The organism is Micromonospora sp. ALFpr18c (assembly GCF_008868155.1).
Lineage (GTDB): Bacteria > Actinomycetota > Actinomycetes > Mycobacteriales > Micromonosporaceae > Micromonospora.
This window is the reverse complement of the sequence record NZ_WBKR01000027.1, coordinates 1-15,412: the sequence shown is the minus strand read 5'-3', so window position 1 is coordinate 15,412 and position 15,412 is coordinate 1. Positions and strand designations below refer to the sequence as shown.

General features: G+C 71.7%; 11 protein-coding genes, 2 tRNA genes and 1 pseudogene. 8 read left to right on the top strand and 6 right to left on the bottom strand.

Annotated elements, in window-relative coordinates; all coding sequences use genetic code 11:
* Positions 1-28 precede the first annotated feature (28 nt).
* Complete coding sequence (locus F8271_RS08070; RefSeq protein ID WP_151489020.1) at positions 29-3,151, top strand: hypothetical protein; 3,123 nt, start codon at positions 29-31, stop codon at positions 3,149-3,151.
* Positions 3,152-3,266: 115 nt separating this feature from the next.
* Here the strand turns inward: F8271_RS08070 and F8271_RS08065 are convergent.
* Positions 3,267-3,342: transfer RNA gene (locus F8271_RS08065), tRNA-Lys, on the bottom strand.
* Between the two features lie 187 nt (positions 3,343-3,529).
* On the opposite strand from F8271_RS08065, the gene F8271_RS08060 reads away from it, so the two are divergent.
* Positions 3,530-4,798 (top strand): Ig-like domain-containing protein, encoded by a 1,269-nt coding sequence (locus F8271_RS08060; RefSeq protein WP_151489019.1) that lies wholly within the window; start codon positions 3,530-3,532, stop codon positions 4,796-4,798.
* A 252-nt stretch (positions 4,799-5,050) separates the two neighbouring features.
* Complete coding sequence (locus F8271_RS08055) at positions 5,051-6,340, top strand: Ig-like domain-containing protein (RefSeq protein WP_151489018.1); 1,290 nt, start codon at positions 5,051-5,053, stop codon at positions 6,338-6,340.
* A gap of 97 nt (positions 6,341-6,437) precedes the next feature.
* Here the strand turns inward: F8271_RS08055 and F8271_RS08050 are convergent.
* Together F8271_RS08050 and orn are read right to left on the bottom strand one after the other, a co-directional pair.
* Positions 6,438-6,513: transfer RNA gene (locus F8271_RS08050), tRNA-His, on the bottom strand.
* A gap of 105 nt (positions 6,514-6,618) precedes the next feature.
* Complete coding sequence (gene orn, locus F8271_RS08045; protein WP_151489017.1) at positions 6,619-7,215, bottom strand: oligoribonuclease; 597 nt, start codon at positions 7,213-7,215, stop codon at positions 6,619-6,621.
* A 66-nt stretch (positions 7,216-7,281) separates the two neighbouring features.
* Between orn and F8271_RS08040 the strand changes: the two genes are divergently transcribed.
* Positions 7,282-8,550 carry a glycosyltransferase 87 family protein gene (locus F8271_RS08040; protein ID WP_151489016.1) on the top strand — a complete coding sequence of 423 codons (1,269 nt, stop codon included), beginning with the start codon at positions 7,282-7,284 and terminating at the stop codon, positions 8,548-8,550.
* Between the two features lie 103 nt (positions 8,551-8,653).
* On the opposite strand, the pseudogene F8271_RS33025 reads toward F8271_RS08040, so the two are convergent.
* The 3 genes and pseudogenes from F8271_RS33025 to F8271_RS08025 form a co-directional block, all read right to left on the bottom strand.
* Positions 8,654-9,109 (bottom strand): annotated as a pseudogene (locus tag F8271_RS33025) (hypothetical protein); the annotation flags it as partial.
* Positions 9,110-9,775: 666 nt separating this feature from the next.
* Positions 9,776-10,501, bottom strand: a complete 726-nt coding sequence (locus F8271_RS08030) for a YcnI family protein (RefSeq protein WP_151489015.1) — start codon at positions 10,499-10,501, stop codon at positions 9,776-9,778.
* A gap of 17 nt (positions 10,502-10,518) precedes the next feature.
* Positions 10,519-12,189, bottom strand: a complete 1,671-nt coding sequence (locus F8271_RS08025; RefSeq protein WP_151489014.1) for a copper resistance CopC/CopD family protein — start codon at positions 12,187-12,189, stop codon at positions 10,519-10,521.
* 202 nt (positions 12,190-12,391) lie between these two features.
* On the opposite strand from F8271_RS08025, the gene F8271_RS08020 reads away from it, so the two are divergent.
* The 4 genes from F8271_RS08020 to F8271_RS08005 are packed head-to-tail and all read left to right on the top strand — an operon-like array spanning position 12,392 to position 15,330.
* Positions 12,392-12,982: a sigma-70 family RNA polymerase sigma factor gene (locus F8271_RS08020; protein ID WP_151489013.1), complete on the top strand. Its 591-nt coding sequence runs from the start codon at positions 12,392-12,394 to the stop codon at positions 12,980-12,982.
* Positions 12,983-13,014: 32 nt separating this feature from the next.
* On the top strand, positions 13,015-13,539 hold the full coding sequence (locus F8271_RS08015) for a MauE/DoxX family redox-associated membrane protein (protein ID WP_151489012.1): 525 nt from the start codon (positions 13,015-13,017) through the stop codon (positions 13,537-13,539).
* Complete coding sequence (locus F8271_RS08010) at positions 13,532-14,248, top strand: thioredoxin domain-containing protein (protein ID WP_151489011.1); 717 nt, start codon at positions 13,532-13,534, stop codon at positions 14,246-14,248. Before F8271_RS08015 ends, F8271_RS08010 begins: the two co-directional genes overlap by 8 nt.
* A complete protein-coding gene (locus F8271_RS08005) occupies positions 14,245-15,330 on the top strand; it encodes a hypothetical protein (protein WP_151489010.1) in 1,086 nt (361 codons plus the stop codon). The genes F8271_RS08010 and F8271_RS08005 overlap by 4 nt, the downstream gene beginning before the upstream one ends.
* The last annotated feature ends 82 nt before the right edge of the window (positions 15,331-15,412 follow it).

Genomic DNA, 15,412 nt, shown 5'->3' with positions numbered 1-15,412 from the left:
CTTTCAGGCCGCTCAATACGTTCGCGGCATGACAATCATGCATTCCCCGCGCGCGAGGCGCGGGACCGCGGTGGTCGCGATGATCGCGGTCACGGCGGCAGGCGTGCTGGTCGGCGGACCCGCGTGGGCCGACCCCGTCGGTGTCCCCGTCCCCCAGGCGGCGCTCACCGACCGGGCCTTCGGTCAGGTCGCCGAGATCCACATCCAGGGACCCGATCGGATCAAGGCCGTCGCGCTGTCGGCCGAGTTCGTCCAGTGGCACCGGCTGCACCCGAACGCCACGGCCGAACAGGCACAGACCCAGCTCACCGCACGCAAGCAGCTGCTCGACAGCTCGCTGACCGCGTTCGACCTCCTGGCACCCGAACAGGATCTGCTGCTCAGGTCCGTCGACATCCTGCTCGGCACCCCCGGCGGCGACACCCGGACCGCACCGGAGATCACCGGCCTGGTCGGGTCCGTGATCGGCAGGACGGTCGAACCGTGGGACACCCGCGAGGAACTCGCATCCGGAGCGCTGCGCACCGCCCAGTGGCTGCGCGGCCGCGACGACTCTCTCGCCGCGGTGTGGACGGCCCTCCGACAGGCGGGAGCAGCCAGCGCGCCGGTCGCCACCGCCTGGAACGCCGTACTCGGTGCGCCGTTCGGGGTGGACGTCACCAGCACCTACGAGGAACTTGAGCAGGATCCCGGGCTGTCGCGCGTGGACCTCGACGCGATCCTGGCGTTGCAGGGCGACTCGGTGGCGTACGTCGCGGCGGCGAAGCAGCAGTTGGCCTCGCTGCACGCGCAACTGCTCGGCCTGAGCCTGGAGATCCGCCTCGAGATCGGCGAGAACAACCGCAAGTGCCCGCCAGAGGGTCCGCCGAGCGCCGAGTGCACCGCGGCGGCCAAGAAGGCCGCCGAGGATCGGAACAAGGACCGGCAGCAGACCATCTCCGACATCAAGGCCGGGGTCGGCATGGTGTCCACCATCATCGGGTTCGCCGACCCGGACGCCGGCAAGAAGTCCAAGGTGATCGGGGAGGCGGTCCTCAGCACGATCAGCGCGATCTCCACGTACGCGGCGGCGATCGCCGGCCGTGGCCTGGCGGGCTCGATCTTCAGCACCGCGACGTTGGCGATGACCGGCAACATCTTCGGTGCCGTGATGTCCGTCGTCGGCCTCTTCGGCAGCAGCGCGCCGTCGCTGGACGCGCAGATCCTCGCCCAGGTCAAGGCCCTGCGCGACGAGGTGCGGGCGCTCGGCGACGAGATGCGCGCCAGCTTCGCGCGGGTCGAGGCCCAGATCAACACGGTGTACGCGAACATGATGGCCCAGTTCGACAAGCTGAACGCCGCCATCGCCGGCAACACCGCGCAGATCACCCTCGTCCAGCAGCAGGTCGCCCAGCTCGGTCTGCGGCTGGAGGACATCGCCGCGACCGTTCTCGCCGCGATCGGCGACGCCACCCTGCACGACGCCCGCGCCGACATCAACAAGTACGTCGGCTACCTGGAGAACTTCGGTCAGCCGATCCCGACGTACAACGAGTTCGTCGGCCCGGAGAACGAATTCCATCTGACCGCCACGCAGCTGGCCAGCGGCGCCGCCTTCGTGGTGCCCAAAACCGACGCCGACAACCCGGCGATCGACCCGACCACCGTGCTCAACAGCTTCGGCGAGGCCCGGTCGATCAACTACCTGGGCCGGATCGCCAGCGGCCGTGACCCGTCGATGGTCGAACCGTCCACGCCGGTCGGCAACCCGACGGTGTGGAACCTCGGCGCGCAGGCGTACGCGATGGTGATGCTGCAGAACCCGACGTACGCCGCCCAGGTCAGCGCCGGCCGCGCGGCGCAGATCGAGGCGGAGGGCACCCGCATCGCCGACCTCGCGGCCAGCTTCGGTCGACCCGTCAACGGCAACGCCAACGGCCTGATCACGGGGCTGGTCGACGAGTACGTCGGCGCCACCAACGAGCTGTCGACCGCGTTGGCCGCCTTCCGGACCAACGAGGTCCAGGTCCGCTGGGAGCCGGACGCCAACGGCGTGCAGGTGAGGACGCCGAAGAACTACGACCTGTTCTGGGACGAGGACAAGCCGCTCGCTCCGGCACCGGCGAAGGCCGACGAGGCGATGGTGCCGTCGTGCAGCGGCACCAGGCAGATCGACCGGCCCAGCAACGTCCGCTACGACCTGATGTCGAACGTGGTACGGACGCTCCACTACGCGTACACGCCGCGCCTCGACGAGCCGCCGGCGGGCGTACGGGAATTGCCGGAGGTGGGGTACTGCTACACGCCGAGCTGGGTCTACACGCGTACGACGGGCTACGGCACCGGAGTGATCCGCCACTACGGCAAGCTGCGGTTGCAGATCCACAGCCGGTTCCGGCTGAACTCGACCGGGACCTGGCAGAACTCGCGGACAGCCGACTACACCTGGCCCGACGAGCAGGTCTACCAGGTCGACTGCGAGCTGTTCAACTGTGACAGCGAGACCCCGCCCGAGCAGGCGCTGACCCAGAAGTGGCCGTCCGGGCGGTGGACCTTCGCGAGCGCCGCGACCGCCGTGGACAACACGGCGCTCAACGCCTCGCTGACACCGACCCTGCGCGGTTTCCTGCAGGCCCGGCAGAAGTCCATGTACGACCGGGTCCGGGACCTGAGCACCCAGGTGAGCGGGCCGGTGCCCGCCGCGCTGAAGAAGCTGAACACGGCGGCGCGGCTGCTCCAGGCGTACACCCGGTTGGGTCTGCCCAACGCCCTCGACTCGGACGACGTGCTGTCCGCGAACCTGTTCGGGCAGTACCAGATTCCGGTGAACATGCCGACCGATGCCAAGATCGGCAACGCCTACGCCAGGGCGAGTGGGAACTACACGCTCTGCGGGCCGCCCCCGTGTGCACCCGACCCCAGCCGCCCGCTACGCGACCAGGTCAGCCTCAAGCTGCCCTGCGAGCCCGCCGTCGACTCGTCCAACCTGCCCGGTGACCCCCTCGGCGACTGTCTGATCACCAGCGCGCGGTCCCGCGCCACCGCGCTGACGCAGCGGTACGAGGTCTGGGCGGACCAGATGACCGCCGGTCTGCACCACGAGCGGGTGCCGTGGATGAACGACACCCTCATGGGTCTGCGCATCACCACGCGTCTGACCCACGCCAGCTGACACCCGTGGTGCCGGCGCCTCCGGGCGCCGGCACCACTCGTGCCGACCGCCCTGGGCCCGGGTACACGAAAAAGGCCCCGGCCGGTGTGAACCACCAGGTCAGGGCCTTGCTCGTTGGTGCGCCGCCAGGGACTCGAACCCCGAACCCGCGGATTAAGAGTCCGCTGCTCTGCCAGTTGAGCTAGCGGCGCTCGTCGGCAACGGAGAGAACATTAGCACCCGGCTGAGCCGGGCTCCAATTCGGTTACCCGACTCCCCCCTTCGGTCGAGCTTACCGGGCATACAGCCACAAACCGTCCAGGATGCGGAAGACGGGAGCGTGGGTCTGGGCGCCGATACGGCACGATGTCCGCCAGGTACGCGAGAACAGAGGTGGGGATGGCACGGTTCAGGCGAGCCGGGGCGGTGGTGGGCGCTCTGACCCTGGCGGCGTCGCTGGCACTGACCGGGTGCGGCGACGAGCAGAAGAAGCCGGAATTCGTGGGCGGCACGTCGTCCGACGTGAGCGCGGGCGCCGAGCCCGGCTCGGCGGCACCCTCGACGTCGGCGACGCCGAGCGGGCCGGCGCTCACGTTGAGCCCGGCCGACGGCACGAAGAACAAGCCGGTGAGTACGGAGATCAGCGCCAAGCTCCCGGACGGCACGAAGGTGTCCGCGGTGACGCTGACGGCCGACGGCGGGGGCGCGGTGGAGGGCAAGCTGCGCACCGACGGTTCCTCCTGGGTGCCGTCCGCTCCGTTGAAGTACGGGACGAAGTACACGGCCACCCTGACGGCGAGCGCGTCCGACGGCACCAGCAGTCAGGGCACCAGCAGCTTCACCACGATGGCCAAGCCGAAGTCGACCATCGGGTCCGGCCTGTACCTGTTCGACGACAAGAGCTATGGCGTGGCCATGCCGGTGGTCACCGAGTTCCACCCGGGCATCCCGAAGAAGGACCGGGCGGCGGTGCAGAAGCGGATGTTCGTCAAGACCGACCCGCCGCAGCCGGGCGCCTGGCACTGGGTGGACAACGGCACGCAGGCGTACTACCGGGCACCGGAGTACTGGAAGCCCGGTACGACCATCACGGTGCGGATCGCGCTGGCGGGGGTACCGCTGAGCAACGGCAAGTACGGCGACGTCGACCGCAAGGCCACCGCGAAGATCGGCCGCTCGCTCGAGATGAAGGTGGACAACGCCACCAAGAAGATGTCGGTGTACGAGAACGGCGCGTTGGTCCGCAGCATCCCGGTGAGCCTGGGCAAGAAGAGCACGCCGTCGTCGAGCGGCACGTTGATCGTGATGGACAAGAAGGAAGCCACTGTCTTCGACACCCGCAGCGATCCGAATCCAGCCAACCGCTACGTCACCGACATCCAGTTCGCCCAGCGGCTCACCTGGGGCGGCGAGTACATCCACGCCGCGCCCTGGTCGGACCACGTGCAGGGGCGGCAGAACGTGTCGCACGGCTGCGTCAACATGTCGATGGCGAACGCCGAGTGGCTGTTCGACAAGACGCGGATCGGTGACCCGATCACGATCAAGGGCACCGAGCGCAGGATCGCCGCCGGCAACGGCTGGACGGCGTGGAGTCTGAGCTGGTCGGAGTTCGTGAAGGGCAGCGCGCTGCCGGTGCCCAAGGGTGGGTCCGGCCCGGCGCTCTGAGCGTCGGCGTCCTCGCGCCGGCCCCCGCGAATGCGGGGGCCGGCGCGTACCCTTGCACTGCCCGCGACGCGACGACGGCGGCGGCGACCCCTCAGTCCTCGGCACGAAGACGAGCCCCAATCACGAAACGCCGGATAGTAGCAAAATTCCGGCATCCTGGTCGGCGTGTTCCGGTTCACCCTCGGCAACCGGGGCCCGCTCCGGCGCGTCAGTAGGGGACGATGGGTCAGGGACCACGACTGTGAGGACATCATGCGAGCTAGCCAGGACCAGCTGATCCGACCCCGTGGGCGACGCCGCGTGCTCGCGGCGGGGCTTCTCGCCGTGGCGCTGGCCGTGACCTCCGCCTGCACCGACGGCAACGGCGGCAAGCCGTCCTCGTGGCAGGGCGGCGGTGAGAGCCCGCCGCCCAAGGCGGCGGCGACCATCAGCGAACCGGCGGCCGACGCCAAGGACGTGCCGGCCTCCACCGGAATCACCTTCACCACGAAGGACGCCGAGGAGACCTCGGTCGAGCTCAAGGACGCGGCCGGCAAGGCGGTCGAGGGCACCCTCGCCAAGGACGGCAAGACGTGGCTCCCGGCCGGGGCGTTGGCGTACGGCACTAGCTACACCGCCACCGTGACCGCTACCGGGGACGACGGCCGCCCGGCCACCGCGACGAGCACCTTCACCACCATGGCCAAGCCGGCCAAGCAGATCCGGGTGAGCAGCTTCCTCGGTGACGAGCAGGTCGTCGGCGTCGGGATGCCGCTGATCGTGAAGTTCGACCGGGACGTTCCGCAGGACTACCGCGACGACGTGCAACGCCGGATGACGGTGACCTCGACGCCGGCCCAGGAGGGCATCTGGCACTGGGTCAGCCCGACCGAGGTCCGGTACCGGCCCAAGGAGTTCTGGAAGGCGAACAGCACGGTCCGCTACCGCGTGCAGACCGGTGGCCTACCGATGGGCAACGGCTACTACGGCCGCGCGGACCTCGCGGTGGACATCAAGATCGGCCCATCGCTGATCATGACGGTGGACAACAAGACCAAGCGGATGACGGTGACCCGCGACGGCAAGGCGATCAAGACCATCCCGGTCAGCCTGGGCAAGAAGAGCACCCCCTCGTCCAGCGGCACGATGGTCGTGATCGAGAAGCTGCGCAAGACGGTCTTCGACACGTACGCGGAAATGGGCCCCGAGGAGGGTTACCGCACCAAGATTGACTTCGCGCAGCGCCTCACCTGGGGCGGCGAGTTCATCCATGCGGCGCCCTGGTCCGATGGCCAACAGGGCAGCGTCAACACCTCCCACGGCTGCGTCAACGTGTCGATGGCGAACGGCGAGTGGTTGTTCAACAACACCCAGGTCGGCGACCCGATCATGGTCAAGGGCACCGAGCGCAAGCTCCAGAACGGCAACGGCTGGACCGACTGGAACATGAGCTGGGACGAGTACGTCAAGGGCAGCGCCCTGCCGTACGAGCCGCCGGCCGACCCGGACGCCTCGCCGACCCCGGACGGGGCGGACACGCCCTCTCCGACGCCGACCGCCTGAGCAACGCGGACGACGAAAGCCCCCTCCACGGAGGGGGCTTTCGCGTGAGCCCCGCAAACGACTCAGGCCCCCTCGCGTGAGGGGGCCTGAGTCTTGCTGGGGTGACTGATGGGAATTGAACCCACGACAACCGGGACCACAACCCGGTGCTCTGCCAACTGAGCTACAGCCACCATGCCGCCGTCACCCGGTCGATCGCCCCGGGCGGGGTGCGGACCAATAATAGCCACACCGCCGCCGGGGCCGTCCAGCGGGTTCCCGGCTCAGCGGACGGGGGGTCAGAGTTCGGCGGCGATGCCCTTGGCGGTCTCGACGTCGGGGCCCGGCAGCGGGACGAAGATGGTGCGCCGGTAGTACTCCAACTCGCGGATGCTCTCCCGGATGTCGGCGAGCGCCCGGTGCGCGAGGCCCTTCTGCGGCTGCCCGAAGTACACCCGGGGGTACCAGCGGCGGCACAGCTCCTTGATCGAGGAGACGTCGATCATGCGGTAGTGCAGGTGCGCGTCGAGGCGGGGCATGTCCCGGGCGATGAAGCCCCGGTCGGTCGCGATCGAGTTGCCGCACAGCGGAGCCGTACGCGGATCCTTGACGAAGGTGCGCACGTAATCCAGCACCAGGTCCTCGGCCTCGGCCAGGGTCACCGCCGAGCGGCGGACCTCCTCGGTGAGGCCGGACCTGGCGTGCATCGTCTGGACGACCTCCGGCATTGCCTCCAGCGCGGCCTCGTCGGCGTGGATCACCACGTCGACCCCGTCGCCGAGCACGTTGAGGTTGGGGTCGGTGACGAGTGCCGCGACCTCGATCAGTTTGTCTCTGCCGAGGTCCAAACCGGTCATCTCACAGTCGATCCAGACGAGGAGTTCAGCCACCGGCACAGCCTACGCGCAGCCCACGCCCCGCGGCTGCGCGCTGTCGGCGGAGCAGACCGCTAGGGTTTCGGAGTGCCAGCAGAACCCGTCGCACCGCCCGCCGTCACCGAGGACGACCCCGGCGGCCGTACGGTCCGTCGGTTGGTCACGGTGGTGGCCCTGATCGCCGTGCTGCCGGCGCTCTACCTACCAGGGCTGGTGCACAACTTCTTCGACCTGAAGATCTACATGTCCGCGATGGACTGGTGGACGGCCGGCAACCCGCTCTACGACTACGTCCAGCCGGACCGGGTGCAGGGCGAGCTGTACTTCACCTATCCGCCGTTCAGCGCGCTGCTGCTGTGGCCGTTCGGGCTGCTGAGGCTCGGCGCCACCGTGACGATCTTCACGGTGCTCACCGTGCTGGCCGTGGTGCTGACGACCCGCTGGCTGGTGACGCCGGTGATCGCCCGGCACGACCTGCCGAGGGCGTTCACGCTCACCGTCGCCGTGCTGCTGGTGCTGGCGGTGGAGAGCACCCGGGAGACGATCACCTTCGGGCAGATCAACATGCTGCTGGTCGTGCTGATCCTGGCCGACCTGCTGTTCGCCGTACCGCAGGCGCGGCGCTGGGCCGGCGTCGGTGTGGGGCTGGCGACGGCGCTCAAGCTCTTCCCCGGCATCTTCATCGTCTACCTGCTGGCCACCCGGCGGTGGCGGGCCGCGGCGGTGGCGAGTGTGACCGCCGCGGCGGCGACCCTGCTCGCGGCGGCGGTCGCTCCGCGGGACTCGTGGCGGTTCTGGACGCACGAGCTGTGGGCCACCGAGCGGGTGGGCCGGACCGACTACACCGGCAACCAGTCGTTGTTCGGGCTGCTCAGCCGCTTCACCGCGCCGGAGAAGCCGGACCGGCTGCTCTGGCTGCTGGTGGTCGCCGTGGTGGCCGGCTACGGGCTGTGGCGGGCGGTCCGCGCCGCGCGGGCCGGGGATCCGTTGACCGGCCTGACCCTGACCGGCCTGGTCGGCGCCCTGGTCAGCCCGATCACCTGGACCCACCACATCTACTGGTTCGTGCCGGCGGTGGTGCTGCTCGCCGACGCGGCGTTGCGCGCCGACCGGCCGGACGAGGTCCGCTGGCGGCGGTGGCTGGCCGCGCTCGCGGTGGCCACCGGTGCCCTGATCATCTACGGCGTCGTGTCGTTTCACGACTGGGGTGTGGCACCGGTCCGCACCGACGATCCGGTGGACTTCGTGCTGCGCAACGGGTACGTGCTGCTGAGCCTGCTGCTGCTGGCGGCCCTGCCGGTCCGCTCGGACCAGGTCGAGGAAAAGTCGTATCAAATGGACAGACTTCCCCAGTAGCGTCGATCGGGGTTAATCTGGTCTCATCTACCTCAAGCTTCGCTCGGGTAGCACCGATCCCCCGGTGAGGGCGGCCCTCCGCGTCGGCAGCGCGGAGGGCCGCTCATCGTTTGTCCTCCACCGTCACCGGCCGGGCCGTCGCCTCCGCCGCCACGGGAGGCCAGGCCAGGCTCAACGTCACCTCGGGCGGGCCGGGCTGCCCGGCTGGCGCGTCCAGGTCGGCGAGGGTGGCCGGCCGGGCCGGCTCGGCACCGATCGCCGAGCGGGGTCGCTCACCCGAGCCGACCGGGGCGAGCTGCCGCACCGTGGTCATCGGCGGGGCCGCCGCGGGATCCCGGACGCCCAGGCCACTGAGCGAGGTGACCCCCAGCCGGCCGGCGAGCACCGGCACCTGGTCCGGTTCGACCACGAAGACCACCTCGCGCGGGCGCTGCGGTCGCAGCAGCAGCAGCACCGCGCCCACCACCAACAGGACCCCAACGGTCAGCAGGCCCCAGGTGGCCGGGCCGGTCCAGGCGGCCTGCAACTCGGCGCGCAGATCCAGGGCCAGGTCGCCGCCGCCGTCCGGACGCATCACCACCAGACTCATCGGTTCGCCGGCCACGTCGTCGGCGCTCCACTCCAGCGAGCCGATGCCCTCGCGTACCCAGAACGGGCGGCCCAGCGGGCTGGCCGCGTCGGCGGCGACGGCCGGGCCGGCCGGGTCCAGCCGGACCGGCAGCGGACCCCGGGCCAGCGCGACCCGGCGGACCGTGGCGTGCGGCACCGGCTCCAGCCAGCGACGCACCTCGGCGGTGGGCGCCAAGCCCACGAACGCCGGGCCGTCGGGCGTGCGGGCGTCCACCCGCAGCCGGGTCTGCGGGGTACGCGCGAACGGCGCCTCCTCCCGCAGCAGCCGGTCGAGGTCGCCGACCACGACGGCGTGCCCCGGTGTGCGGACCGTCTCGAACCGGGCGGCGAAGGCCCCACCGGGGTCGGCGTGCCGGGTCACCAGCCAGAGCGCCCCGCCGGCGAACAGCGCCGGAATCCCGATGACCAACAGCAGCATTCCGGCGATCGCCCGCACGAACCGCATTCGCACCGTCCCCCTCCGTAGCCAGATACCCGGCCGACCTTACCGACGTACGCCGTCTGATCAGGGGATATCCACAGCACGGGCGGCTCCCGTCCCCGGAAAGCACGCTGGCCCGCCGGGTGGTCCGGCGGGCCAGCGGATGTGCGGGGGTCAGGACTTGGCGACCGGCTCCCGACGGGTCCGGGCGAACGCCAGACCGCCCAGTGCCAGGCCGGCCAGGCCGGCGGCGAGACCGGCCACGCCGAGGCCGACCGCGAGGCCGTCGCCCTCGTCGTCATCGTCGTCGTCGGTCGACGCCACGGCGGCGGCCGGCGTGGCCGACGCCGACGGTGCCGCGGCGGTGAGGGTGAGCACCGGCGCCGGCTTCTCCGGCTCCTCGCCGCCCGGCTGCGGCTCGTCGATCCAGCGCGACACGTTGCCGTCCGAGTACGTCTGGAGGGTCTTGAAGACCATCGACTCGACCTTCGGCAGCGGCCCCATCGAGACTCCGAACTCCTGGAACTGACCGGGCTTCACCGCGGCGTCGCCGGCGGCCGTCCAGGTGATCTTGGCGACCGCCTCGGTGATCTGGCTGCCGTGCACCTCGATCGGCGGGTCCACCTTGCGCTTCTCCACCGCCACCGTCCAGCCGGGCACCGGGATGGTCGACACCGAACCGACCGGGGCGTTCTCCGGCATGACCACCTCCAGCTTGGTGGTCGACGCGGTGTCGCTCTCGTTGGGCACCCGGAACGCCACCCGGGCGTAGCCACCCTGGGTCGCCTCCTTCGGGTTCACCGTGACGTGGGCGGAGGCCGGCCCGGCAAAGCCGAGGACGGCGACGGCGGTGAACGCCAGGGCGGCAGCGGCGGTTGCGGTACGCCGGAGTCGGGTCATGGGTTTCGCGAACCTCTCTAACGGATGGGCACGGTGGCGGTCACCGTGGCCTGGTCGATGTCGGTCGTACGGACGGTGATCTTCAGTTGCCAGTCGCCGGCGGCCGGCAGGCTGACGTCGCCGTACGCGTGGTTGTCCACCAGTGGCAGCAACGGGACGTCGATCGGCTCGATCCCGGCCGAGGGCAGCGCCACGGTGGCCTTCCACTCCTCCACCGGCAGCGGCTGCGACTGGCCGCCCGGGGCGTACGCGTACAGGTGCACCGAGTTGTTGCCCCGCTGGGCCGGGTCCAGCTCGACCCGCAGGGAGTAGAGCGGGCTGGACAGGGTGGTGCTGAACAGGCCGGCCTGGGTGCCCGAGGGCTCCGCCACCGCGGTCCGCGCGGGTGTGGTCTGCACCAACGTCGCGGACAGCCCCAGCACCACCGCGGTGACGGCCAGCTCCACCAGGACCGCTCGGCGCACCGGCACCGGGCGCTGCGCGGCGGTGCGTCGACGCACCAACTGCCGGGAGTACGCGGCCACGGCGATCACGATCGCGAACAGGCCGATCTTGGCCAGCAGGAGCCGTCCGTAGGTGGTGCTGAACAGGGCGTCGGGGGTGGCCACCTCGATCAACGCCTGGACGGTGCCGGCCAGCAGCAGTGCCGAGACGGCGAGCGCCGCCCAGCGGGACCAGATCGGCAGGATCGCGCCCAGCTCCCGCTCGTCGGCCCGACGCAGCAGGAAGGCGCCGAGCATCAGCAGACCGCCCAGCCAGACCGCCATGCTGCCGAGGTGGACCGCGTCGACGACCACCGACACCGCCGGCGCCGGAGACGCCGCCGGGTGCCCGGCCAGTGGCCAGGTCAGCAGCGCGGCCCCGCCGAGCACGCCCAGGATGATCGCGTCGGTGCGCCGGGACGGGCGGGCCAGCATCGGCCGCAGCAGGAACGCCGAGGCCGCCAGCAGGCCGAGCCGGACCAGGTGGGCGGTGCCGAAGGCGCTGCCGAACACGCTGCCGAACCCCTCGCCGGTCACCTCGAAGAGGCCACCACCGGCGGTGTACGGCACCTGCAGCCACAGGTCGGCGAGGGTGGCGACGGCCACCAGGCCGAGGCCGGTCCAGGCCAACCGGCTCGGCCCCCGGCGGGAGAGCCGCCGCGGCCACAGCGCGGCGAGCACCAGCACCGGCCCGACCAGCAGCACCAGGCCGGCGTAGCCGAGGAAACGGGCCACCTTCACCGCGTTCTCCACCACCGGGTTCGCGCGGCTGTCGCTGCCGGAGTCGACCGGTGGGGTCGACGGTGCGCCCACCGAGTAGGTGAACGCGCCGGAGACGGGGTGGCTGTCGGCGGAGATCACCCGGAAGCTGACCAGGTAGGTGCCCCGACCGCCGGCCGGGTCCACCGGGATGGTCACCACGGCACCCTCGAACGACGGCTCACCCCGGTCGGCCCGGGAGCCGTCCGGCGCGATCACCCGGACCTTGTCGGGGACCTTGCGGACCGACTCGGTGAAGGTGAGAACCACCGCGGACGGCCCGCTCGGCACCACCGCCGAGGCGGCGGGGCTGCTGCTCGACAGCACCGCGTGGGCGCTGGCGGGGGTGCCCGGCGCGATCAACAGGGCGACGAGGGTGACCAGGAGGCCGGCGGCTGCGGCCAGCCGGGCGATCCAACGGCGGGGGGCGACAGTCATGCCGGCCATGGTCGCCGACCGACCTGGATCTCGGCGACCCGAGGCGGATGAACGGCTCACCTGCACCCAGCCACCAGTGCCGCGCGTACCTGGTCGCGTGTCATGAGCAGGTAGTCGGCCGGGCGCGGCGAAAAGTTCCCGACGTGGCGCAGACCATCCAAGGGCCGAAGGACCCTGACGCTGCGCCGGGCGCCGCGTAACCTGGTTTTTCGTGATCCCCGTCCCGCGTGACACCGGCGCCTCCGGTCCGGCCCAGCCGACCGGTGACGCCGTCCGGGACCCGGCGACCGAGTGGGCGCTGACCGCCCGCGACGGTGACCCCGCCGCCCAGGCCGCGTTCGTCCGGCTGACCCAGGCCGAGGTCTGGCGTTTCGCCGCGGCCCTGGTCGACACCGACAGCGCCGACGATCTGACCCAGGAGACCTACCTGCGGGCGTTCCGGGCGCTGCCGGCGTTCGAGGGTCGCTCCACCGCCCGCACCTGGCTGCTTGGCATCGCCCGGCGGGCCTGCGCCGACCACCTGCGCACCGTGGTCCGCCGTCGCCGTCTCGACGAGCGGTTGGCGGCGAACGCGTACACCGACCGGCCGCACCCCGACCCGGCCGGGCAGTTCGGCGCCGCCGACCTGGTTCGCCGGTTGAGCGCCGAGCGGCGCGCCGCGTTCGTGCTCACCCAACTGCTCGGCCTGTCGTACGCCGAGGCCGCCGCCGTCGAGGGGGTGCCGGTGGGCACCATCCGATCCCGGGTCGCCCGGGCCCGCGACGAGTTGGTCGAGGCGGTCGGCGACGCCCTGACCGGCTGAGCGCGGAACTTCCGGCGCGGACGGGACGACAAATGAGCGTGACTGCATCCCCCACCCGGGCCGGCCGCTGGCCCGGCGTCCGGCCGTGGCTCGGCGTCGCGGCCCGGCTCGGCCTCGCCGCCGTCTGGCTGATCGCCGGCGCGTCGAAGGTCGGCGACCTGGCCGCGTCCGGTCGGGCCGTCAACGCCTACCAGGTGCTGCCGTACGACGTGGCGACCGTCGTCGGCGCCGCGCTGCCCTTCGTCGAGCTGGCGCTGGGCGTACTGCTGCTGCTCGGATTGGCCACCCGGCTCGGCGCGGGGGTGTCCGCCGTACTGCTGGTGGTCTTCATCGCGGGGATCGCCTCGGCCTGGGCGCGTGGGCTGTCCATCGACTGCGGCTGTTTCGGCAGTGGCGGGCAGCTGGCGCAGGGGCAGGCACCCAGTTACCTCCCGGAGATCCTGCGGGACCTGGGATTCTTGATGCTGGCCGGATTTCTGCTGATCTGGCCGCGTACGCCCGTGTCGGTGGACGGATGGCTGTCCGGCGAACCCGCTGTGGAGGACGAGGATGAGTAGTCGCAAGGGGCAGCGGGACGCGGCCCGGGTGGTCCGCGAGCAACTCGCCCGGGAACGGCGTCGCCGCCGCACGATCTGGGTCTCCGCCGCCGCCGTCGCCGTCCTGGTCATCGCCGGCGTGATCGGTTGGAGCGTCTGGTCCAGCCAGAAGTCGGACACCGTCACCACCCCGCCCGGCGCGAACGCCGACGGCACCGGCATCGTCACCGGCGGCGGGCCGGTAACCGTCGACGTCTACGAGGACTTCCTCTGCCCGGCGTGCAACCAGTTCGAGCAGACCAGCGGGGCGACCCTGGAGCAGTTGGCGGCCGGGAACAAGGCGACGGTCGTCTACCACCCGGTGGCGTACCTCAACCGCTTCTCCACCACCGAGTACTCGACCCGCTCCTCGGCCGCCTCCGGCTGCGCCGCGGCCGGCGGCAAGTTCCGGGAGTACGCGAAGGCGCTCTTCGCGAAGCAGCCGCCGGAGGGCAGCGCCGGGCTCAGCAACGACGAGCTGATCGACATCGGTGCCGGGGTGGGGCTGGACCGGGGCTCGTTCGGCGGCTGCGTCTCCGACGGCACGTACCGGACGTGGACCGCGCACGTCACCGACGAGGCCAGCCGCAGCGACGTCACCGGCACGCCGACCATCCTGATCAACGGTCAGCCGCTCGCCGACCGCACCCCGCAGGGCCTCAGCGCAGCCGTGGCGGCGGCCGGCAAGTGATCCGTACCCTGCTGGCCCGCGCCGGCCTGGTCGCCACCGCCGCCGGCCTGGCGACCCTGCTCAGCGCGGCGCCCGCCGCCGCGCACGGCGCGGACGCCCCGGACGGCACCGACTACCGCACCCGGGCCACCGGCGTCACCCCGGCCCGGCCCGGCCTGGAGGTACGCGTCGTCGAGGCCGGCGCCCGCCTGGAGCTGACCAACCACACCGGCCGGCCGATCGAGGTGATCGGCTACTCCGGCGAGCCGTACCTGCGGATCGGCCCCGACGGCGTCTTCGAGAACAGCCGCTCCCCCGCCACATACCTGAACCGCACCCTCGCCGGTGACACCGCGCTACCCGCCGACGCCGACCCGGCGGCGGCTCCGTCGTGGCGGCGGATCGCCGACGGCAGCACGGTGCGCTGGCACGACCAGCGCGCCCTGTGGCAGGAGTCGGCGCCGCCGGACGCGGTACGCGCCGCACCGGATCGCGAGCACCGGGTCCGGGACTGGACGGTCCCGCTGCGCGACGGCGCCGACCCGGCGCGGATCGACGGCACGTTGGACTGGGTGCCGCCGCCGGACACGTACACCTGGTGGGCGGTGACCATCGTGGGGCTGCTCGCCGTGGGGGCGCTCGGCCTGCTCGCCGCCGCCTCCCCCGCCGGGTCCCGGGCGCTGTCCGCGCTCGGGGCGCTGCTGATCGTCGGCGGTGCGATCGCCGTGGTGTACCCGGTCGGGCGGGAGGTGGACGCCGGCGCGCGGGGCGTGGGGGGTGTGCTGATCGGGTTGCTGTCCGGGCAGGTCTGGTCGTTGCTCACCGGCCTCGGCGCGATCGCCGCCGGTTGCTACGCGCTGGCCCGCCGCCCGGGTGCCGACTTCGTGGTCGCGCTGGGCGGAGCCTGCCTGGCGCTGCTCGCCGGAACCGGCAACGCCGCGGTCTTCGCCCGCTCCATCGCCCCGGTGCCCTGGCCCCCCGAGGCCGCCCGGGTCATGGTGGCGGCGCTGCTGATCACGGGCGCGGGTGCGACCGCAGCCGGCATCCTCCGCCTGCATGCCACCTCCCGCGCCGCCGCGGCAGCCCTCACCCAGCCTCGCTGACCATCCGCGATCTTGCAGTTTGTGGTGCACTCTTGTGGCTTTCGCGGCAAAAGCGGGGACCCGGGGGGGGCTAGGCCGGGGG